Here is a 22,388-nt window from a genome sequence, read left to right on the forward strand (position 1 = left end):
CGCGTTTGGGGACGGCGCGGATGCTACAGCGCAGGACGGGGGGCGGTCGATGACGGTCGAGGAGGTCGTGGCGGCAGTCGTCGCCTTGGTAATCGTGTCTGCGAAGAGGTTGGGCTCCGGTCTGGCGGATCGCGCGGTGCAGGGGCTGGAGCAGTCGGTGGCCGACCGGCTGGGGCGGCTGTACCGGTGGATCGCCGGACGGCTGCCCGGTGAGGAGGGCGCGGCCCTGGTCGAAGAGGCGAGCCGTTCTCCTGCTGCCCAGGCACTGCTGCGACGGCGGCTGGTACTGGCTCTGGGTGAGGATCCTGCACGCGTCGAGGAGCTGCGGCTGCTGCTGTCGCCGCACGCGTCGGCCCTCGCCCATGGCGATTTCCTTCTCTCCAGATCGCCCGGCATCCCGCGTCAGCTGCCGCCGGCATTGGCGGATTTCACTGGCCGCGGTCAGGAGATAGCACGGCTGGTGGAGTCTGCCGAGCGTCCAGGCGGGTGCAGGATGTGCCTGGTGCACGGCCCAGGCGGGATCGGCAAGACATCTGTCGTGGTGCAGGCTGCTCATCGGCTGATGGCGTCTTATCCTGACGGCCAGCTCTTCGTCGATCTGAACGGGGCGGAGGAACGCCCCGCTGCTGTGGCCGAGGTCCTTGGCGACTTCCTGGTGGCGCTGGGAGTACCGCGCGGAAGAATCCCCGACGACGAGGTCGGCCGGACACGGCAGTTCCGGACGGAGTCGGCCGACCGGCGTGTCCTGGTGGTCCTGGACAACGCGGCCAGTGAACAGCAGGTAAGTGCGCTGATACCGGGTGGGTCTTCGTGCGCTGTCCTGGTCACCAGCCGCCAGGCCCTTGCTTCGCTGGCGGTGGATGAGCGCGTCGTATTGTCCGGGTTGGACGAGGGCACCGCCTGGGATCTGTTGCGACGGATCGGTGGCGCGGACCGGGTGGACGAGGATCCCGATTCGGGTCGGGACGTGGTCCGTCTGTGCGGCGGGCTACCGCTGGCCCTGCGCCTCGCGGGAGCGCGGCTGGCCACGTTTCCCGCGCGCACCGTGGGCTCCTTCGCCCGCGATCTCGCCGACGACCACCGGCGGCTGGATGTGCTGAGCCTGGGCGAGCGCAGCGTCCGCGCGGTCTTCCGCGCCGCTTATCAGGCGCTCCCGTCGTTGCAGCGGCGTGCATTCAGGCTGTTGTCGGCCCTGGACACTCCCGACCTGCCGGCCTGGGCGCTGTCGCCTTTGCTGGACGTGGACGCCGATGCGGCCGACGCGTGCCTGGAGGGACTGCTGCTGGCGCATCTCGTGCAGGCTCGGCGCGGCACGACAGAGGGCCAGCGCATCGTGCTGCACGATCTCACGCGCGGGTATTCCAAGGAGCGAGCGGCCGAGCATCTTGCGGACGAGGCCGACCGCGCCGTGCGGCGTCTGCTGGGCGCCCTCCTCAGCGCGGCCGACGTAGCCGACGCTCAGCTACGGCCGGCCGGTGCCCGGCACAGGGGCCGTGACGGGGCGGTTCGCCATCCGCCGCCGGGCGAGGCTGTGGCGGGTGATGTGTGGGAGGCCGTCGAGTGGTTCGAAGCCGAGCGGGTCGTGCTGGTGGCAGCTGTCGCCCATGCCCACGCTCGCGGGTGGTGGGAACTGTGCTGGGAGATCACCGACGCGATGAGTATCGCTCTTGAGCACCAGTGGCGCTGGGACATCAGCAGTCAGGTCCATGCGCTCGCTTTGGATGCAGCCGACCGTCTGGGGGACGGCCGGGCCCGTGCCGCTCTGCTGCGCAATCTCGGCGAAGCCTTGCGTGACGGCGGCAGTGACGTGGGCAGGGCCGCGGAGTGCTTCAGGGAAGCGATCGCTCTCTTCCAAAGCTCGGGCGACGCACACGGCGAGGTCGACGCCCTGGGCAACCTGGGAATCCTGCAGCGCCAGCAGGGCGTACTGAGGGAAGCCACGCGAACGCTCATCGCGGCCGAGATGCTCTTCAGGGCCCTGCCGCTTGAGCGTGGGCTGGCCTGGACCCTGCGGGAAAAAGCGGTGATCAGCCGGCACCAGGCTCACTACACACAAGCCCTCGCCCAACTCGACGAAGCGCAGACCCTGTTCGCAGCCAACGAAGAAGCCCGCGGCATCGGCTGGGTCCTACGCACCCGCGCCGATACGGAAAAGGAGAGCGCGGTGGACGGCTGCCCGCTTCCTCGCCGCTGGTATGCAGGCCCCTGGCCCGGGCATCACGCCACCAGCCGTCCCGAACAGGATCCGCGATGGGCCGCAGCCCGCACCCACTACGAGCACGCCGCCCAGCTCCTGCACGCCGTCCGAGACCACCGCGGGCACACCTGGACCACACTGGGGCTCGCCGACATGGCTCTCTACGAGGGCGACCATGCCGCCGCCGAGCTGATCAGCCACGCGCTCCGGGAGACCGAAGCCTGCGGCGACCACCGAGGCCACAGCAGGGCTCTGACCGTGCTGGCCCTGCTACGCGCTGAGACAAACCGCCTCAGCGACGCCATCGCACTGGCAGAACAAGCCCTCTCCGGCCCCCGCGACCACGTCGGCGCCGCTCAGGCCAGCTTCCGCCTGGCCCGCCTCTACGGCGCCGCCGGCCAGCACCAAGACGTCCTCCGCACACTCCAGCAGTCCCGAACCCATCACCACGCCGCCGGAATGCCTTTCCCCGACCTTGCCGACACCGAACTCTCCAGGACACTCACCCGCCCCGTACCCCGAGCCCGCCGCTTCCGCCGACATCAGTGATTCCTGCGGCCTGACAGACCGCATTAGGAATCACTGAGCTTCTTCGAGTGGGCCGTCGATCAGGCGATGGCCCGTGAAGCGCAACGAGCGAGGCCCCCGGGCTGTTGATCGAGATGTCTGACGTCTCAACCACATTGCTCGTGGGCCTCGTTGGTCATCCATCCTGCCGCACTCGACCTGCGGCATGCGCTCGTGGAGTGGGTCACCATGCTGATCGTCACCCGTGAGGGCGACCGCCGGTGCAAGCTGCGCCCATCTCGGCGCGCGATGGTGGCACTGGTGTACCTGCGCGAACACACCACTCTGGCGAAGATCGCTGACGGGTTCGGGATCTGCGAGTCCACTGCCCACGCCTACACCAGTGCGGTCGTCCACCTGCTCGCCGAACGAGCACCGGGTCTGCTCAAGGTTCTGCGCGAGAGCGACGCGGACTTCGTCCTGCTGGACGGCACGCTCGCCGAGTGCGACCGGGTCGGCGACGGACGGGGCGACTACTCCCACAAACACCGACGCCACGGCGTGAACGTGCAGGTCGTCACCGACCCCGGCGGCCGGCTGCTGTGGCTCTCACCCGCGATGCCGGGCCGCACGCATGACCTGACCGCCGCCCGTACCCACCGGATCATCCGGATCTGCGAGCGCCAGGGCGTTCCTATCCTGGCCGATCTCGCCTACCAAGGTGCCGGCCCGTGGCTGACCACGGGTATCAAACGCAGGCCCCTGCGGGAACTCACTCCCACCGAGAAGACCGTCAACCGGGCACTTGCCTCTGCACGAGCGCCGGTCGAGCGCGGCGTCGCCCGCTTGAAGTCCTGGCGCATCTTCCGCAGGTCCCGATGCAGCCCGAATCGAATGACGTCAATCGCCAAGGCCATCCTCACACTGGAGCGGCAACGCTGAAGAGGCTCACTGATCCACGGGGCGGCTCAGCCGGACGGACCTCACTGGAAGTAGACGAGGATGCGGCCGGTGTTGCCGGAGTCGACCTCCCGGCGGACGTACAGCCTCTTGATGTGCTTCTGGTCGAGGAACGCAAGCACGCGGGCCTTGAGCCGCCCCGACCCCTTGCCAGGAATGATCTCCACGACCGTCTCGCCCGAGTGGTTGGCCCGGAAGAGGAACTGACGCAGTGCCAGCTCGATGTCACGGTTGTTGCGGAAGAGGGGATGGAGGTCGAGCGACATCATGCGGCGTCTCCTCCCGCTGCCGACTGCGCCTGTTTCCTGCGGGCGCGGTAGGCGGCCGCCTTGATCCTGTTCCCGCAGGACTCCATGCCGCACCACTGCCGGCGCATACCGCGGGACCGGTCGATGTAGATGCGCGTGCACTCGGGGTTGCCGCACTCCTTGAGCAGCGGTGCGTCCGGTCCGCTCAGCAACTCGACGGCGTGCCGGGCGACAGTCGACAGGGCGGCTTCCGGGGTTGCGACGGTCCACCGTCCCGTCGCGGTGAGCTGGGGTGTGGCTGCGGGCCTGCGGGCGGCTCCGTTGACCGTGGCGAGGGCCTCGTCGTCGTACGGCTCGCCGAGGCGGCGGGCGGTGATGAGACGGTACAGCGCCTCGCGCACGGTGACGGCCTGCTCGACGTCGCCGTCCTGGCTGGGGGAGATGGCGTCCACGATGCCGGATTCCACGTACCACGCGTCCAGGCGCTCGGGTGACACGAACATCTCGAAGCCCATGGTGCGACGCGCGCGGAGGGTCGCGGCGAAATCCAGGGCCGGATTCCCGCAGACGAAGACATGCTCCAGGTTCACATCACCATCTTGACAGGTGACGGCGAACGTTCGCAAGAACCGTCACAGGCGGTCCGCGTCGACGACGGCCTGCGCGAAGGCGGCGGGTGCCTCCTGCGGCAGATTGTGGCCGATGCCCGCCAGGCTGCGGTGGTCGTAGGCGCCCGTGAACCTGTCCCGGTACGCCGTGCCGTCGCCCGGAGCGGTGAAGGGATCCCGTTCGGCGTCGAGCGTGATGGCCGGGACCGCGATGACCGGCCGTGCGGCAAGTCGCTTCTCGATGCCGTCGTAGCGTCGCTCGCCGTCGGCGAGGCTCAGGCGCCAGCGGTAGTTGTGGATCACGATGTCGACGTAGTCGGGGTTCTCGAAGGCCGCGGCCGTGCGCTCGAACGTGGCGTCGTCGAAGTCCCACGTCGGGGAGACGGTGTCCCAGACGAGCCTGGTCAGTTCGTGGCGCTTGGTCCTGTCCTCCATGGCGAGCCGCCCCCGCTCCGTGGCGAAGTAGTACTGGTACCACCAGGCGTACTCGGCCTTGGGTGCCAGTGGCTTCAGGTTCGCCTCGAGGTTGGTGATCAGGTAGCCGCTCACCGAGACCAGGGCCTTGCAGCGCTGGGGCCAGAGGGCCGCGATGATGTCGGCGGTCCGCGCACCCCAGTCGAAGCCGGCGAGGACGGCCTTGTCGATCTTCAGGGCATCCATCAGGGCGATGATGTCGAGCGCGACGGCCGACTGCTGACCGTTGCGGAACGTCCGGGCGGACAGGAACCGCGTGCTGCCGTGCCCCCGGAGGTGGGGGACGATCACCCGGTAGCCCTGCGACGCCAGCAGGGGAGCCACGTCCACGAAGCTGTGGATGTCGTACGGCCAGCCGTGCAGGCAGATGACCACGGGGCCGTGCGCGGAGCCTGCCTCGGCGTAGCCGACGTCCAGCAGGCCCGCCCTGACCTGCTTCAACGAGTCGAACGAAGTGTGTGTGACCGGGGTGAGTGCGGGCGTCGTCGGTGACCCGGTCGCGTCCTGCCCGGCCGCGGCGGCTGCGGGAAGGCCCTGGAAGCCGGACAGCGAAGCGGCGGTCGCGCCCGTACCCACGCCCAGTGCCTTGCTGAAGGTGCGCCTGTTGATCATCCCAAGCCCTCCGTGCCTCTCAGTGTGCCAGCCCGCGCGCCGCAGGGCCGGGCAGGCCGGCCGTCGGATCGCGGTCCCGTCGGGGTGTGCGTGCGCGATGACTGTTCCACAAGGCGCGTCACCGGTCAAACAGGTGACGGATGGGTCGGCGGGAACCGGTCGATCGCACCGCCCCGTCCTCGGGCACGGACGCAGGCGCGATGTCTATCGTGGAGTGTGATCAACAGCGACACCGAGCCCCGGCAGCGGGACCGGCGACGGCCGGGATACAAGGCCGCGGCGGCCGTCTTCGCCGTCGGGATGATGGGAACCACGCTGCCCACCCCGCTGTACGGGCTGTACCGGCAGCAGATCGGGTTCTCGGAACTGATCGTGACGGTCGTGTTCGCCGTCTACGCGGTGGGTGTCATCGCCGCCCTGCTGGTCGCGGGCGGGTTCTCCGACGTGCTGGGCCGGCGGCCGGTGCTGCTCGCCGCGCTCGGGCTGGCCGCGCTCAGTGCCGTCTGCTTCCTGGCCGAGGCCGGCCTGCCGCTGCTGTACACGGGACGGGTGCTGTCGGGCTTCTCCGCCGGCCTGCTGAGCGGCACGGGCACCGCTGCCGTTCTCGAACTGGCGCCGCCCGGCCTGCGCGGCCGTGCCGGACTGGCGGCGACCGCGGCCAACATGGGCGGTCTGGGCCTCGGCCCGCTCGTCTCCGGCGTCCTGGCCCAGTACGCGCCCTGGCCGCTCAAGCTGCCTTTCCTCGTCCACCTGGCACTCCTCGCGGGCGCCGGGACCGTCGTGTGTCTGCTGGCCGAGACCGTGCCGCGCGCCGACCCGCGACCGGCGCTTCGGCCCCAGGGCATGAAGGTTCCGCCGCAGGTGCGGGGGGTGTTCGGGCCCTGCGCCCTGGCCGCCTTCGCGGGCTTCTCCCTGCTCGGCCTGTTCACCGCCGTGGCCCCTGCCTTCCTCACGCAGACGCTCGGGGAGCGCAACCTGGCCGTCACCGGTGCCGTCGTCTTCTGCGTGTTCTGCGCCTCGACCGGTGGACAGCTGCTCATGGGACGGATCGGCGCGCGGCGAGCCCTGCCCTGGGGTTGTGCGGTGCTGGTCGCCGGGCTTCTCCTCATCGGGGCCTCGCTGCTCCTGAAGTCCTTTCCGCTGCTGCTGGCCGGCGCGCTGACCGGTGGCACGGGGCAGGGCATGGCGTTCCGCGCCGGGCTGACCGAGGTGAGCGACGCGGCGCCCGGGTCACACCGGGGCGCCACCATCTCGGCGTTCTTCGTCGTCGCCTACGTGGGGATCTCCCTGCCGGTCGTGGGAGTGGGCGCCATGGCGGTGGGACTCGGGGTGCGCACCGCCGGTGTGGTGTTCACGGCGTGTGCGGTCCTGCTCGTGACGGCGGTGGGTGCATGGGTGAGACGCAACCTGCCCCCGGCCGCCGTCCGGTCGTGACCCGGCGCAGGCCAAGTGCCCGGCCCCTGGGCGTCAGCCGAGCGGAGGACGGGAGGTGAAGCCGCGCGGGCCTGGCGGCCGGCGTCGGGCCCTGCCCCCGCGGGCGGGCCGAGGGTACCCGGGACAATCGTCGCCATGACGGAAGACATGGACAACGCCGAGAGCCGCCTGGTCAGGATCGAGCGGCTGCTGGAGAGCGGGGAACGCGAACTCGCCCCGGCGTGGCAGCGGGCGACGCGCGGTGAACCGCGCTGGGCGGTCACCGCGGTGATCCTGGTGGCGGTGGCCCTCCAGCTGATGCTGCCCCACCGGCTCTCGCTCCCGCCGTACTGGGCGCTGCCCGTACTGGAGTTGGTGCTGCTGGCCGGACTGACGGCCGCGAACCCGCGACGGGTCGAGCCCCGGACGCGCCGCCTGCGGTGGCTGGGCCTGGCCCTGATCTGCGTCATCAGCCTGGCCAACGGGCTGTCCGCGGTCCGGCTCGTGGCGGAACTGGTGAACGGCCGGGCGGGCGCCGACGCGGTGCCGCTGCTGCTGACCGGCGGAGGCATCTGGCTGACCAACGTCATCGTGTTCGCCCTGTGGTACTGGGAGTGGGACCGCGGCGGCCCGATGGCGCGGGCTCTGGGCCGTGAGCAGTTCGCCGACTTCCTCTTCGTGCAGATGCAGAGTCCGGAGGTCGCTGCAGCGGACTGGGAACCGGCCTTCCTGGACTACTTGTACCTGTCGTTTACCAATTCCACCGCCTTCAGCCCGACCGACGTCATACCGCTGTCGCGGTGGGCCAAAATGCTGATGATGCTCCAGTCCTCGGTGTCCTTGGTGACGGTGGTCCTCGTGGTCGCCCGGGCGGTCAACATCCTGAAGTAGCAGAAGGATCCGAAGGGCATGCTCCGCCACGCATTTGAAACGTCTTCACTTCCCGTCCCGCCCTGTGGAATGATGAGCGGCGTGGAGATGGACGGGCAATCGTACCCCGGGACGGGATGGAAATGACCGTGACTTTCGATCCGCGCGATCCGTCAGTGCGCACGGACCCCTATCCGATCTACCGACGTCTGCGTGAGACGGATCCCATCCACCGATCGGACTTCGGTTACTGGATTCTCTCACGCTACGCCGATGTCGATGCCGTACTGAGAGCACCCGAGGCGTCGAGCGAATTCTATCGGAACACCACCTGGGCCAACCGCCGTGGCGGGCCGGAGAGTCCGCTCGTCCGAAGCGTGCAGAACTGGATGCTCATGCTCGACGGGCCCGCCCACCGGCGGATCCGCGGTGTGATCAGCAAGGTCTTCACCCGTGCCGCGGTGGAGCGGCTGAGGCCGCGTATATCCGCGGAGACCGACCGGTTACTGGACGCCGTGGGCGAAGGTGAAACGGACCTCATCCAGAGTCTCGCTCTGCCCCTTCCCGTGACCGTGACCTGCGAACTTCTCGGCCTGCCCACGGACGACCGCGACCGGTGCCGTCATTGGACGGAACACATCAGCCGGGTGATCGACCCCTCGATAACCGTCGAGGACACCGCCGACATGAACGCGGCCGAAGTGGAGTTCAGGGAATATGTATCGGGTCACATCGGGGAACGCAGGGCCGTCCCGCGTGACGATATCCTGTCCCTCCTCGTGCATGCCGATGTCGATGGCGACCGGCTGACGGACGAAGAGATCATCGCCAACATTCAATTCCTGTTCGTCGCGGGTCACGAGACGACCGTCAATCTGATCGGAAACGGCCTCCTGGCGCTCCTGCGGCACCCCGAACAGCTGCGGACACTGCGCGAGCGTCCGGAATTGATCGCCAACTCGGTCGATGAGATGTCCCGTTACGATCCTCCCGTGCAGATCGCCTCCAGAATTCTGACCGGAAGCATCGAACTCGGGGACGTCACGCTCCCCGAGGGCGCCAAGGTCATGCTTCTCTTCGGCGCGGCCGGCCGCGACCCGGAACGCTATGCAGACCCCGATCGACTCGATGTGACGCGCACCGGAACAAAGACGCTGGCTTTCAGCGGCGGCCCCCACTACTGCCTCGGCGCCGGACTCGGAAAGATGGAGACCTCCATCGTGCTGGCCGAGCTGCTGAGCCGTTATTCGAAGATCGAGCTCACCACGGAAGATCTGGTCTGGCGGCCGAACGTCAGCTTCCGGGGCCTTCAGGAAATGCCCCTCAGGCTCATGCACTGACCGGGACGAGGACGAGGACCGGCCGGGGACGGTCACGAACCGTCCCCCGGCCCACCGGCGTCAGCCGAAGGTCTCCCGCAGCCAGTCACGCATCAGCCCCGCCGTGTACGGGGCTTCCTCCTCCAGCATGGTGAAGTGGTTGCCGCGTGTGACGACGCCGGTGTGCTCGAACGGCCAGACGGGCGCCCAGTCGGCCGGCCAGCCCTCCAGCGGAGAGCCCGCACGCACGAACAGCACCGGAGCCGGCAGGTCCTGGAACGGCCAGTCGAACGTTTCGTAGTGCAGCATGGCGGTGATCCAGCTGTCGTCCTCGGGCATCGCGACACCCGCGTCGTCGGCCCGGTCCTGCAACTCCCCGCGCAGACCCGGAGCCAGAAAGGCCAGCCGCTCGTCGTCGCCCGGGGGGTAGCTGTCCAGCAGGACGACACCGGCGGGCGGGGTGCCCAGGTCGTGGAGGTACCGGGCGAGCATGTGCGCGATCAGCCCGCCGGAGGACAGGCCGGTGAGCACGAAGGGCCTGTCACCCAGCTCCTCCCGCAGAGCGGCGACATGCGTCTCCAGCAGCACGTCCGCGCTCCGCGGGAGCATGTCGCCGTCGCGGAAGCCCATCTGCCGCAGCACCCAGACGTCCCGCTCGCCCTGGAACGGCTTCGCCAGGCGCGCGTACTGCACCGGATCCGACGTGCCCACGGCCGAGGTGACACACACCAGAGCGGGCCCCTCGGGGCCACGCGCCAGCCGGGTGGGCCGCGGGATGCCCGGCAGTTCGCCCAGCGAGGTGTAGTAGGAGCGCCGCTGCGCCCAGTCGGTGGCGGCGATCCGGACGAGCATCTGGCTGATGGTCTCGCGCTCCTCGTCGGCCGCCGTGCCGTCCCGCGGGCGGTCCAGCACCTCCTCCAGATGCCCGACGAGCACCAGCGGGCTCTGCTGGTCGAAGACCACCGTCGGCCGCAGCCGCAGGTCCAGTGCCTCGTTGAGGTCGTTGCGGATACGGACGGCGGCCAGCGAGTCCACACCCATCTCCAGGAACCCGGCGTGCGCACCGAGTTCGTCCGCGTTCTGGTGCCCGAGGGCCAGAGCGGTCCGGCTCAGCACCAGGTCCAGCAGCGCCTGTCGCCGCTCCGCCTCGTCGAGGCCGTCCAGCGGCCGACGCAGACCGGCTTCCGGGAGCTGTGGCCGGCTCACCAGCTCGCGCAGCAGCGGCCGCTCCGGCCCGCTCAGATCGAGCCGGGCGGGTACCAGCACCGGATCCCCGAGCGCGACGGCGGCGTCGAAGAGCGCCAGGGCCTGAGCCGTGGACAGGGAGTCCGCCGACGCGTCGAGATGACGGGTCATGGCACTGCGCTGCGCCCACAGCCCCCAGGCGAGTGAGAGTCCGGGAAGCCCCCGTGCGCGCCGGTGGTGCGCCAGCGCGTCGAGTACGGCGTTGGCGGCGGCGTAGTTCGACTGCCCCGCACTGCCCGCGGTGGCGGCGGCCGAGGAGAACAGCACGAACGACTTCAGCGGCAGGTCCCGGGTCAGCTCGTGCAGGGCGAGCGCGGCCTCCGCCTTCGGGCGCAGGACGGCGTCGACGCGGTCCGGTGTCAGGGCCGTCACCACACCGTCGTCGAGCACCCCGGCGGCGTGGACGACGACGGTCGGCCGGTGTGCGGCGAGGAGTCCGGCCAGCTGCGTCCGGTCCGCGACGTCGCAGGCGGCCACGGTGACAGCTGCGCCCAGCGCGGCGAGTTCATCCTGGAGCCCGGGTGCCTGTCCGCTCCGGCCGACCAGGACCAGGTTGCGCACCCCGTGCGTGGTGACCAGGTGGCGGGCCAGCAGCCGGCCGAGCGTTCCGGTGCCGCCGGTGATCAGCACCGTGTCCTTCGGTCCGCCGAACCTCCCGGCGCCCCGGGGGACGGCCCGCACCAGCCGACGGGCCAGTACCTGTCCGCCTCGTAACGCGACCTCCGGTTCGTCCGCGGCCAGGGCGGCGGCCATCGTCTGCGGGGTGATCTCGTCCGCGTCCAGCAGGACGAACCGGCCGGGTTCCTCGGTCTGCGCCGACCGCACCAGGCCGATGACGGCCGCGCCGGCCAGGTCGGGGACGTCGTCGCCGGTCCTGGCGGCCACGGCGCCCGAGGTGAGGAACACCAGCCTGGAGCCGGCGAACTGCGGGCCGGCGATCCACGCCTGGACCAGCCCCAGTGCGCGGTGCGCGGATTCCCGTACCGAACCCGCGGAGCCGTCGACGAGCACCGCGCCGGGTGCCGGCAGCCCCGCGGCGAGCGCCTTCTCCAGCGCGCGCAGATCCGGGAAGCAGGTGAACCGGTCGGTCTCGAACCCGACGGCAGCGATGCCGTCCGGTGCCACGCCGCTCGCCGGGTGCACCTCCACCCACTTGTTCCGGAACAGCGCGTCCCGCGGGGCGTTCGCCCCCTCCGTCCGCGCGGCAGCCGGGCGCAGCACGAGCGAGTCCACGGACAGCACCGGCTCGCCCTCGCCGTCGGTGACCGAGAGGCGTATCCCGTCGGCGAAGGACCCCTGCAGCCGCACCCGCAGCGTGGACGGCGCGGCCGCGCGTGCGCTTGCCCCGGTTGCGCTTGTCGTGATTGCGCTCACCCCGGTTGCGCTGGCTGCGATTGCGCTCACCCCGGTCCAGGCGAACGGGAGCAAGGGACCTTCTGGCGCCGTCGAAAGGCTGCCCTGCGCGTTCCGTTCCGCCTCACCAACGGGGGCGGGCGCGACGCCGCCGAAGGCGAGTGCGTGCAGAGCGGAGTCCAGCAGCGCGGGATGGACCACGAAACCGCGGGGGTCCACCGGGCAGGCCACCTCGGCGTAGACCGTGTCGCCCCGCCGCCACACCTGCCGCAGTCCCTGGAACGCCGGGCCGTAGCGCAGACCGCGGTCCACGAGCGAGGGATAGAGCCCGGCGTGCGGGACCGGTTCCGCACCGGCGGGTGGCCACCGCTCGGACCTCTCGGACACCTCGGGCAGCCCGGAAGTCCTGGGTGCCTCGGACGTCCTGGCCGCCTCGGACGCCTCGGGCTCGGAGGACTCAGGCTCGGAGGGCTCGCTGGGCTCGGTGGGCGCCGGGCTCAGCACACCCCGGCCGTGGTGCACCCAGCCCGTATCCTCGGCCCGCGCATGGAGGTCCAGGCTGCGGCGCCCGGAGCGATCCGGCGCACCGACGCGCAGCTGCACCGTCACGGCGCCCTCGTCGTCGGGCAGGGCCAGGGGCCTCTCCAGGGTCAGTTCCTCGACGGTGGCGCAGTTCGCCGCAGCGCCCGCGCACAGCGCGAAGTCGAGCCAGGCGGTGCCGGGCAGGATCACCTCGTCCAGCACCCGGTGGTCGGCCAGCCACGGGAACGCTGTGACCGACAGACGCCCGGTCAGTACGAACTCGTTGCTGTCCGCCAGTTCGACGGCGGTCCCGAGGACGGGATGGCCACCGCTGCGAGCCTCGCCCGGCAGCAGCCAGTACCGCTTGCGCTCGAAGGGATAGGTGGGCAGTTCGGCGTGAGCGGGTGTGTCCGGCCCCGCCCACGCGGTCCAGCGCGGTTCGAGGCCGCGGACGTACAGCTCGGCGAAGGAGCGGAGAAGGGCCCTGCGCCCGTCTTCCCGGCGGCGCAGCGAACCGACGACCACCGCCTTGTCGCCGACGGCTTCCACTACCGCCGGAACCAGGACGGGATGCGGGCCGACCTCGACGAAGAACGAGTGCTCCGGCGCCGCACACGAGGTGACGGCCTCGTGGAACCGCACGGGCAGGCGCAGGTTCCGGTACCAGTACCCGGCGTCCAGCTCCGTGCCGGAAAGTACCCCGCCGGAGACCGCCGAGTGGAAGGGGATGTCCGTGGCCTTCGGCGAAACCGGTGCCAGCTCCGCGAGCACGCGGTCGCGGACGACCTCGACCTCGGGCGAATGGGACGCGTAGTCCACGGCCAGCCTGCGGGCCCGCACACCGGCGGCGGCCAGGTCCTCCAGCAGCGCGTCGAGCGCGTCGTCGGCTCCGGCGACCACTGTGGACCCGGGGCCGTTGACCGTCGCGATCGACAGCCGCTCATCCAGCCGGGACCGCAGTTCCTCCGCGGGCAGTTCCACCGAGGCCATGCCGCCACGGCCGGACAGCTCCGTCAGCGCCTTGGCGCGCCGGGCGACCACCAGCGCGGCATCCTCCAGGGACAGCGCGCCCGCGACGTGCGCGGCGGCGATCTCGCCCTGGCTGTGGCCGACCACGGCATCCGGCTCGACCCCGCCGGCGCGCCAGAGGCCGGCGAGGGAGACCATCACCGCGAACAGCGCCGGCTGCACCACGTCCACGCGCTCCAGCGAGGGTGCCCCCGGCTGCTGCCGCAGCACCGCCGGCAGGTCACAGTCGACGTGCGGGGCCAGCGCTCGGGCACAGCGGTCGAGGTGTTCGCGGAACACCGACGACGACTCCAGCAGGTCGGCGGCCATGCCCGCCCACTGACCGCCCTGGCCGGGGAAGACGAACACCACCTTGCCCGTCCGGTCGGCCATGCCCGTGACGAGGCCCGGCGCGGTGCCGCCCCGGCTCAGTGCGGTCAACCCGTCCCGGGGGTCGGCATCCAGCACCACCGCGCGGTGTTCGAACGTGCTGCGGGTGGTGACCAGCGCGTACGCGAGAGCGGCCGGATCCCTGCCGTCCAGGTGCGGCAGCAGCTGTCTCGCCCGGGCCGTCAGTGCGGATTCGGTGTGCGCCGAGAGCACCCAGGGCAGCGGCTGCGACGGGGCGGCCTTCGGCACGTCGACGGCATCCGGTGTCCCGACGGCCGGCGACGCCCCGGCGGCCTCCGGCGCAACGGTGGCTCCGGGCGCCGAGGTGACTTCGGTCGACGGGGCCGCATCCGGCGCGTCGACGGGCGGAGCCTCTTCGAGAATCACATGGGCGTTGGTGCCGCTGATCCCGAACGCGGACACCCCGGCCCGCCGGGGCCGGCCCGCGCCCGTCCGCCAGGGGCGGCTCTCGGTGAGCAGCTCCAACGCGCCCGTGCTCCAGTCGACATGGGGCGAGGGGCTGTCCACGTGCAGGGTCCTCGGGAGGGTCCGGTGCCGCAGTGCCAGCACCGTCTTGAGAACTCCGGCGATGCCGGCGGCAGCCTGGGTGTGTCCGATGTTCGACTTCACCGAGCCGATGGCCAGCGGGGTTTCCCGGTCGCGGCCGTAGACGGCCTGCAGGGCCGATGCCTCGATGGGGTCGCCGAGCCGGGTCCCCGTGCCATGGGCTTCCACGGCGTCCACGTCCCGGGCCCGCAGACCGGCGTCGGCCAGCGCATCGCGGATGACCCGCTGCTGCGACAGCCCGTTCGGCGCGGTCAGTCCGTTGGACGCACCGTCCGAATTGATCGCGGTGCCCCGGACCACCGCCAGCACCGGGTGACCGTGTGCGAGGGCGTCCGTCAGCCGCTCGACGAGCACGACCCCGGCGCCCTCGCCCCAGCCGACCCCGTCCGCGGCCTCGGCGAACGCCTTGCAGCGGCCGTCCGCGGCCAGCCCGCCGTTGCCGTGGAAGGCGGCGAAGATACCGGGCGTGGCCATCACCAGGACGCCCCCGGCCAGCGCGAGATCGCACTCCCGGGACCGCAGCGAGCGAACGGCCATGTGCAGGGCCACCAGGGAGGAGGAGCACGCGGTGTCGATGGAGACCGAGGGGCCCTCCAGGCCGAGCAGGTAGGAGACGCGTCCGGACAGCACGCTCGCCGCGGTGGCCGTCGCCAGATGGTCACCGTGCTCGTTGTGGTTGCTGACCTCGCCCAGCAGCCTGCGGTAGTCGTGGTCGTTGGTGCCGGTGAACACGCCGGTCCGGGAGCCGCGCAGGGAGACCGGGTCGATTCCGGCCCGCTCCACCGCTTCCCACGAGATCTCCAGCATCAGCCGTTGCTGCGGGTCCATCGACAGGGCCTCACGGGGGCCGATCCCGAAGAAGCGGGCGTCGAACCAGGCCGGGTCGGACAGGAACGCGCCCGCGCCGGTGAACTCGTCCGGCCACCCGCGGTCGCCGGGAAACGCCGTCACCGCGTCCCGGCTCTCGCGCAGCAGCCGCCACAGCCCGTCCGGATCGCTCACGTCACCGGCGTACCGGCAGCCCATGCCCACGACGGCGATCGGCTCATGGGCGTCGGCCTCGGCCGCACGCAGCCGCTCCCGGGTATCCCGCAGCGCGGCGGTGAGGCGTTGCAGGGTGTCGAGCACCTTGCCGTCAGTCATCGAGCCGGTCCTTCAGCATCAAGGAGAGCTCCTCTTCGGCGCGGCTGAGCATGGTGTCGAGATCGGCCTCCCCGGCACCCGCCCCAGCGGTCTGCACGGATTCCCTCATGTGCCCGGATTCCCCGGGGCGCCTGGGCTCCCCGGTGTGCTCGGGCTCCTCGGCGTCCGGGGCGAGTTCCGCGTCGAGATAGCCGGCCAGCGCCAAGGGCGTGGGATGGTCGAACATCGCGTTCGCCGGCACCCGCAGCCCGGTCTCCCTGCTCAGCAGGTTGCGCAACTCCACGACACCCAGGGAGTTGAGCCCCTGTTCGTGGAAGGGCTTGCCGGGCCGTATCTGCGCGGCCGAGTCGTGCCCGAGCACCCGCGCGGCGTGCCGGCACACCAGGTCGCGCAGCGCGCGGCCCCGCTCGGCCGGGGACATTCCCCCCAGCCGCAGTACGAGCGAGGAGGCGTCCGTCTGTGGCGTGTCGGCCTTGCTGTGCTGCACCTCGGGCAGGTTGGCGAGCAGGGGGCTGTGCCGGGTGGTGGCGAACACCGAGAGGAACCGCGCCCAGTCGACGTCCGCGATCACCAGCCCGGACTCGTCCTGCGCGAAGGCCAGCGCCAGCGCGGCGATCGCCAGGTCCGGGTCGAGCACCGTCATGCCGTTGCGGCGCAGCCGTGCACCGACGGTGTCCGCGTCCGTCCCGTCCACCGCCATGCCGGCGGCTCCCCACGGTCCCCAGGCCACCGACGTGGCCGCGAGCCCGTCGGACCGGCGTTGTTCCGCCAGGGCGTCGAGGTACGTGTTCGCGGCCGCGTAGTTGGCCTGGCCGGCATTGCCGACGGCGCCGGTCGCCGAGGAGAACAGCACGAACGCCGCGAGGTCGCCGGCGAGTTCGTGGAGGTGCCGGGCACCCCCGGTCTTGGCGTGCAGGACCTGCTCGAACCGCTGCGGGTCCAGGGCGTCGATCACGCCGTCGTCGAGTACTCCGGCCGCGTGGACGACCGCGGTCAGCGGGCGGGCCTCGGGGACGGCGGCGAGCAGGGCCGCCACCTCGTCCCGGTCGCCCACGTCACAGGCGGCGACGTCGACCTCGGCGCCGAGCGCGGTCAGCTCGGCGACCAGCTCGGGGTCGTGCGCGTTCCTGCCCGTCAGGAGCAGCCGCTCGACGCCTTCCTCGGCGAGCCACCGGGCGACCCGCCTGCCCAGCGCGCCGAACGCTCCGGTGACGAGCGTGGTCCCGCGCAGGGGCCAGCCGCGCCGGGGGCCGGCCGCGGCCGGCGCGTGCAGCAGCCGCCGGACGAACACCCCCAAGGCGCGCACGGCGACCTGGTCCTCGGTGCCGGACAGCACGCCGGCCACCCGCTCGGCGGCCTGCGCGTCCACCACGGCCGGGAGATCGACCAGCCCGCCCCAGCGCTGGGGATGCTCCAGCGCCGCGACCCGGCCGAGCCCCCACACCATGGCCTGCGCCGGGCTGCGGAGCCGGTCGCCCAGGCCTGTGGACACCGCTCCCTGCGTCGCGCACCACAACGGCACGTCGAGTCCGGCGTCTCCCATGGCCTGGACGAGGGCCGTGCTCAGCGCGAGCCCCGCGGGGACACCGGCCGCTCCGGGGCGCCCCCGTTCGTCCAGGGCCAGCAGGGACAGCACCCCGTCGACGACGCCGGGCCCGCCGTTCGTCAGGGCGGTGAGCCGCTCGGTGATCTCCGCGCGGTCCGCGCCGCTGCCGAGCGCAAGTGTCCTGGTGCCGAGGGCCTCCTGGAGCGGTTCCGGTACCGGCAGGTCCTCGCCGTGCACGATCAGCCAGTTCCGCCGGACCGCGACCTGGTCGGCGGCCGGCTGCCAGCTGATCCGGTACCGCAGTGCGTCCGTCGCGGCCTTCCGCTCACGGGTGCGCCACCACTGCGCCATCGCTGGCAGCACCTCGCCGAACGTCCGGTCGGTGCTCGTGCCGAGCAGGTGGGCCAGGCGCTGGAGGTCCTGGCTCTCCACCGCGGCCCAGAACGCCGAGTCCGGCTGTCCGGGCTCCCTGTCCACCCTGTCGGGCAGCAGCCAGAACCGCTTGCGCTGGAAGGCGTACGTGGGCAGGTCGACGCGGCGTGCCCCGCTCCCGGCGTACCACGCCGACCAGTCCGGTCCATGGCCGCGGACCTGCAGGGCCGCGACGGCGCCGAGCACGTCGTCGTGCCGCAGGACGGGGATCACGGCCGCGTCGGTGGGCTCGGCGAGGCAGTCGGCGGCCATCTCGGTGAGCGTCGTCTCCGGTCCCAGCTCCAGGAACGTGGTGACACCCGCGTCCTGCAGGGTGCGCATCCCGTCGAGGAACATGACCGTGCCGCGCACATGGCGGACCCAGTACTCGGGGGAGCACAACTCGTCCGCGGCGGCCAGACGCCCGGTCACATCGGAGACGACGGGGATCTCGGGCGGACTGTACGTCAGGCTCTCGGCCACCGCGCGGAACTCGTCGAGCAGCGGATCCATCAGACAGGAGTGGAACGCGTGGCTGACCCGCAGCCGCTTGGTCCGCCGTCCCTGCGCACGCAGTTGCTCCGCCAGTGCGGCGACCGCCTCCCCGACACCGGAGAGCACCACCGACCGGGGCCCGTTCACCGCCGCCAACGACACGCCGGCGGGCAGCGGTCCGATCTCCTCGGGTGAGGCCGCCACCGCGTACATGGCCCCTTCGGCGGGCAACGCCTGCATGAGCGAGCCCCGTGCCGCGACCAGCCGGCAGGCGTCCGGCAGGGAGAGCACCCCGGCCAGATGGGCGGCGGTCAGCCCGCCGATCGAGTGCCCGAGCAGCAGGTCCGGGCGGACACCCCAGCTCTCCAGCAGCCGGAACAGGGCCACCTCGAAGGCGAACAGCCCGGTCTGCGCGAACTCGGTCCGGTCCAGGGCCTCCTGGTCCGCACCGAACACCGTCTCCTTCACCGGCAGGCCCAGCCCGGCGCACACCTCGTCGAAGGCCTCGGCGAAGACCGGGTGTGCAGCATGCAGGGCGCGCCCCATGCCCACCCGCTGGCTGCCCTGACCGGTCAGCAGGAAGGCCAGGCCGCCCTCGGTCACCGTGCCGGCCGTGAGAGCGGGGTCGGTGCGGCCCGCCGCCAGCGCGGTCAGCGCGCGCCGCAGCCCGTCCCGGTCACCGCCGGTGAGGACGGCCCGGTGGGTCAGCGCCGACCGGGTCGTGGCCAGGGAGAATCCCAGGTCGTGCGCGGTGAGTTCCGGACGGGCGTCCCAGTGCGCCGCGAGCCGTCCGGCCTGGGCGCGCAGAGCCGCCTCGGAACCTCCGGAGACAGTCCACACGGGTGCGACGGTCCTCGTGGGCTCCACCGCAGCCGCCGGCCCGGCGGGCGGCTGCTGAAGGATCACGTGCGCGTTGGTACCGCCGATCCCGAACGACGACACGCCCGCCCGTCGTACGGGACCGGCATCGGGCCACGCGGTCCGCTCGGTGACCAGCAGCAGCCCCGCGTCCCAGTCGACGTGCGGGCTGGGCCGGCCGACGTTGAGGGTGGCCGGGACCACCCCGTGCCGCATGGCCAGCACCATCTTCATCACCCCCGCCGCGCCGGCCGCGGCCTGGGTGTGTCCCAGATTGGACTTCACGGAGCCGACCAGCAGCGGTCGCTCGGGCGGCCGGTGTGCCCCGTACGCCTCCAGCAGCGCGCCTGCCTCGATCGGGTCGCCGAGTTTCGTGCCGGTGCCGTGCGCCTCCACGACGTCCACGTCACCGGGGCGCAGCCGGGCGTCGGCCAGCGCGGAGACCAGCAACTGCTGCTGCGCGGTCCCGTTGGGCGCGGTGAGCCCGTTGCTCGCTCCGTCGGAGTTCACCGCGGACCCCGCGATCAGGGCGAGCACCGGATGGCCGTTGCGGCGCGCGTCGGAATACCGCTCCACGAGGAACATCCCGCCGCCCTCCGCCCAGACGGTGCCGTCGGCGTCCTCGGCGAACGGCTTCAGCCGCGCGTCCGGCGCCAGCCCGCCCTGGCGGCTGAACTCGATGAACACGTTGGGGGACGACAGCACGGTCACCCCGCCTGCAAGGGCCAGCGAGCACTCGCCGCGGCGCAGTGCGGCGGCGGCGAGGTGCAGCGCGACCAGCGACGACGAACACGCCGTGTCGATCGCGACATTGGGGCCCTGCAGACCGAGTGCGAACGAGATCCGGCCGGAGGCCACACTGGTCACGGTCCCGATCGCCAGATGCGGTCGTAGGGAGGTGTCCCCGTGCCCGGGACCGGTGCCGTAGTCGCCGTGGGACAACCCGGCGTAGACCCCGGTGTCACTGCCGCGCAGCGTGGCCGGGTCGATCCCGGCCCGTTCGCACGCCTCCCAGGACAGTTCGAGCAGCAACCGCTGCTGCGGGTCCATGTCGAGCGCCTCGTGTCCGCCGATGCCGAAGAACGCGGGATCGAACTCCGCGGCGTCGTGCAGGAAACCGCCCTCGCGCACATAGCTCGTGCCCGGTCGTTCCCGTTCCGGGTCGTAGAGAGCGGCCAGGTCCCAGCCGCGGTCCTCCGGCATGGCCGAGACGGCGTCACGGTCCGCGACGATCAGCCGCCACAGGTCCTCGGGTGTCTGCACCCCGCCGGGGAAGCGGCAGCTCATCGCGACGATGGCGACCGGCTCGTCCGAACCGGTGCGGCGGGGGAGCGCGGCCACCGGCCGGGGCGCGCGGTTCTCCAGGTACGCGGCCAGCCGGTTCGGCGTGGGATGGTCGAAGAGCGCAGCCGTGGGGATCTTGAGCCCGGTCCGCTTCCGCAGCCGCTTCACCAGCTCCACAGCGGCAAGGGAGTCCAGCCCGAGATCGAAGAACGAGCGGTCCGGACCGTAGCCGCCCTCGATGGCTGCCTCGGTCTCGGTGCGGATCACCCGCAGCAGATCCGCGGGCCGGGACACGGCAGGGGAGGGCGGCCGGGCCACGCCGGTGGGAAGATGGGTGCGCCTGCCGCCCCAGCCACGCAGGACCGCGGGCCACTGCACGGGCACACCATGGGTGTGCAACTCGCCCAGCGTGCCGAGGACGGCGTGCAGGTCCGACTGCTGGTCGCCACCGCGCAGCGCTGCGGTGACCAGCGCGGCCGCCGCGGCCGGCTCGGGCAGCGTCTCCTCGACCAGCGCGGCGAGCACCCCGTTCGCGCTCATGTCCACATAGGTGTCCACGCCCGCCGCGTCGAGACCGGTCACGCAGGACAGGAAGTGCCCGGTGCCGCGCACCTGCGCACCCCAGTACTCGGGCAGGCCGACCACGCCGGGATCCGATCCGAGCCCGTTGTGCACCGGGATCAGGGGAATGTCCGGCGGCCGCCGGGACAGACCACGGGCGAACTGCTCGAAGTCGCCGGCCATCGCCGCCACGTGCGGAGAGTGGAAGGCCCGGTCGACCGGCAGCTGCTTCACCTTGCGTCCGCGCTCCGCCCACAGTGCGGCGATGCGCAGCACCGTGTCGCGGTCGCCCGAGAGCACCACGGAGTTCGGGGCGTTCACCGCGGAGATCCCGGCCAGATGCCCGGACCCGGCCAGCGACTCCAGCGCCTCGGCCTCCGAGATGCGCATCGCGACCATGACCCCGCCGACGGGGGTCTTCTCCCGGAACAGCCGGATCCGCTCGGCAAGCAGCGCACAGACGTCGGGCAGGGAGAACACTCCGGCCACCGTCGCCGCGGCCAGTTCCCCGACCGAGTGCCCCGCCAGGTAGTCCGGGCGCACCCCCCAGTCCTCGAACTGCCGGAACAGCGCCACCTGGAGGGCGAACAGCGCGTCCTGCGTGTAGAGCGGCTGGTCGGCGGGCGCGACCTCGGTGGGGGCGTCGCCGAGCAGCAGATCACGCACCGACCAGGTGGAGACCGCCTCCATGTGGGCGCACACCTCGTCGAGCGCGTCGGCGAACACGTCGAACAGCGGATACAGACGGCGCCCCATGCCCGGCCGCTGACCGCCCTCACCGGGGAAGAGGAAGGCCACCTTGCGCCCGGTGGCGGCCTTCGCCGCGGCGCCCCGGCCCGCGGCGAGTTCACCGAGCCCCTCGGCGAGCTCCGCGCGGTCGGCGGCGAGGAGCACCGCCCGGTGCTCCCGGTGCTGCCGGGCGACCGCCAGGGTGTGCGCGGTGTCGAGCAGGTCCGGGCCGCCGGGCTCGGCCAGGCGGACGCGCAGGCTCTCCGCCTTGCCGCGCAGCATCTCCTCGCTGTCCGCCGACAGCAGCACCGGCACCACCGGGACGTCGGCCTTGGCCGGCTCCCGCATCCGTGCGGGCGGCTCCGACAGCACGAGCGCGCAGGCCGTGCCCGAGGCGTCGGCGGATGCGAACAGCGCGGTCAGACGGTCGTCCGGGCCGAGCGCGACGCCCGGCACCGGAACGTGTCTCCTGGCGAGCAGCAGGGGCACCTCCAGCAGCGCCGTCGCCGCGTCCTGCTCCTCGCCCGGCCCGGCGTCGTCGAGGAGGCCGTCCAGGACGGTCCCGCCCGCGTGGTAGCCGCGCCGCCACCCGAACCGGACGTCGTCCGGGTCGGCTTCGGCGCGTGCGCAGGCCTGTCGTACGACGTCACCCCGGCCGAGCGCGCCGCCCTCGATCACACAGTGGACCGGGTCGTCGTCGGCCACCGCCGTCACGGCCGGCTTCAGCACGAGGAAGGCGGAGCTTCCGTCAGGTGCGACGATCCCGGCGAGCGCGAGCGGGGACTCGCCCGCGCGGATGCTCTGGCAGGCGAGGTGGACGACCCCGGCGGGCAGGGTGTCCACCGTCAGCACGGGCCCGAGCACGCCGAGTCCGTCGGCGACGGCGTCGGCCTGCGCCATGGCGAACACCCCGGCCGCGGTGTCCCGCAGCCGTTCGGGTACGACACCCGCGTTCTCCAGCGCCCGCAGCGCCGCCTCGGACGGCGCAACCGCCGCGGAACAGGGGGACATGCCGATGACCGCGACGGACGCCGGACCGGCAGTACTGCTCGGTTGCATAGGACCCTG

The 22,388-nt window shown here is 72.0% G+C and carries 9 protein-coding genes and 1 pseudogene; 5 read left to right on the top strand and 5 right to left on the bottom strand.

Annotated elements, in window-relative coordinates; translation table 11 throughout:
- The first annotated feature begins 49 nt into the window (after window positions 1–49).
- Together ACFZCP_RS21295 and ACFZCP_RS21300 are read left to right on the top strand one after the other, a co-directional pair.
- Window positions 50–2,746: an NB-ARC domain-containing protein gene (locus tag ACFZCP_RS21295; RefSeq protein ID WP_391428811.1), complete on the top strand. Its 2,697-nt coding sequence runs from the start codon at window positions 50–52 to the stop codon at window positions 2,744–2,746.
- Window positions 2,747–2,896: 150 nt separating this feature from the next.
- Window positions 2,897–3,646, top strand: coding sequence for a transposase family protein (locus tag ACFZCP_RS21300; RefSeq protein WP_391428813.1), 750 nt, complete (start codon window positions 2,897–2,899; stop codon window positions 3,644–3,646).
- A gap of 41 nt (window positions 3,647–3,687) precedes the next feature.
- Here ACFZCP_RS21300 and ACFZCP_RS21305 read toward each other — a convergent pair whose 3' ends face one another.
- The 3 genes from ACFZCP_RS21305 to ACFZCP_RS21315 are packed head-to-tail and all read right to left on the bottom strand — an operon-like array spanning window position 3,688 to window position 5,606.
- On the bottom strand, window positions 3,688–3,933 hold the full coding sequence (locus tag ACFZCP_RS21305) for a Smr/MutS family protein (RefSeq protein ID WP_391428815.1): 246 nt from the start codon (window positions 3,931–3,933) through the stop codon (window positions 3,688–3,690).
- Window positions 3,930–4,502, bottom strand: coding sequence for an ABATE domain-containing protein (locus ACFZCP_RS21310; protein WP_391428817.1), 573 nt, complete (start codon window positions 4,500–4,502; stop codon window positions 3,930–3,932). The genes ACFZCP_RS21305 and ACFZCP_RS21310 overlap by 4 nt, the downstream gene beginning before the upstream one ends.
- Before the next feature lie 42 nt (window positions 4,503–4,544).
- Window positions 4,545–5,606 carry an alpha/beta fold hydrolase gene (locus ACFZCP_RS21315; protein WP_391428819.1) on the bottom strand — a complete coding sequence of 354 codons (1,062 nt, stop codon included), beginning with the start codon at window positions 5,604–5,606 and terminating at the stop codon, window positions 4,545–4,547.
- 216 nt (window positions 5,607–5,822) lie between these two features.
- Here ACFZCP_RS21315 and ACFZCP_RS21320 point away from each other — a divergent pair, with 216 nt between their 5' ends.
- From ACFZCP_RS21320 to ACFZCP_RS21330, 3 genes are all read left to right on the top strand, one after another.
- Complete coding sequence (locus ACFZCP_RS21320; protein WP_362695322.1) at window positions 5,823–7,040, top strand: MFS transporter; 1,218 nt, start codon at window positions 5,823–5,825, stop codon at window positions 7,038–7,040.
- Window positions 7,041–7,175: 135 nt separating this feature from the next.
- Window positions 7,176–7,910: a hypothetical protein gene (locus ACFZCP_RS21325; RefSeq protein ID WP_391428822.1), complete on the top strand. Its 735-nt coding sequence runs from the start codon at window positions 7,176–7,178 to the stop codon at window positions 7,908–7,910.
- A 128-nt stretch (window positions 7,911–8,038) separates the two neighbouring features.
- Window positions 8,039–9,229, top strand: a complete 1,191-nt coding sequence (locus ACFZCP_RS21330) for a cytochrome P450 (RefSeq protein WP_391428824.1) — start codon at window positions 8,039–8,041, stop codon at window positions 9,227–9,229.
- A gap of 60 nt (window positions 9,230–9,289) precedes the next feature.
- Here the strand turns inward: ACFZCP_RS21330 and ACFZCP_RS21335 are convergent.
- Both ACFZCP_RS21335 and ACFZCP_RS21340 read right to left on the bottom strand, forming a co-directional pair.
- Window positions 9,290–15,361 (bottom strand): annotated as a pseudogene (locus ACFZCP_RS21335) (type I polyketide synthase); the annotation flags it as partial.
- A gap of 67 nt (window positions 15,362–15,428) precedes the next feature.
- Window positions 15,429–22,379, bottom strand: a complete 6,951-nt coding sequence (locus ACFZCP_RS21340) for a type I polyketide synthase (protein ID WP_391428826.1) — start codon at window positions 22,377–22,379, stop codon at window positions 15,429–15,431.
- Between the last annotated feature and the right edge of the window lie 9 nt (window positions 22,380–22,388).

The sequence above is a fragment of the Streptomyces sp. NPDC007971 genome (genome assembly GCF_042958635.1).
Classification (GTDB): domain Bacteria; phylum Actinomycetota; class Actinomycetes; order Streptomycetales; family Streptomycetaceae; genus Streptomyces.

What these genes read in the sequence shown, in the direction of transcription:
- ACFZCP_RS21295 (WP_391428811.1), top strand. Translation starts at nt 50, where the DNA reads ATGACGGTCGAGGAGGTCGTGGCGGCAGTCGTCGCCTTGGTAATCGTG.
- ACFZCP_RS21305 (WP_391428815.1), bottom strand. Translation starts at nt 3,933, where the DNA reads ATGATGTCGCTCGACCTCCATCCCCTCTTCCGCAACAACCGTGACATC.
- ACFZCP_RS21315 (WP_391428819.1), bottom strand. Translation starts at nt 5,606, where the DNA reads ATGATCAACAGGCGCACCTTCAGCAAGGCACTGGGCGTGGGTACGGGC.
- ACFZCP_RS21325 (WP_391428822.1), top strand. Translation starts at nt 7,176, where the DNA reads ATGACGGAAGACATGGACAACGCCGAGAGCCGCCTGGTCAGGATCGAG.
- ACFZCP_RS21340 (WP_391428826.1), bottom strand. Translation starts at nt 22,379, where the DNA reads ATGCAACCGAGCAGTACTGCCGGTCCGGCGTCCGTCGCGGTCATCGGC.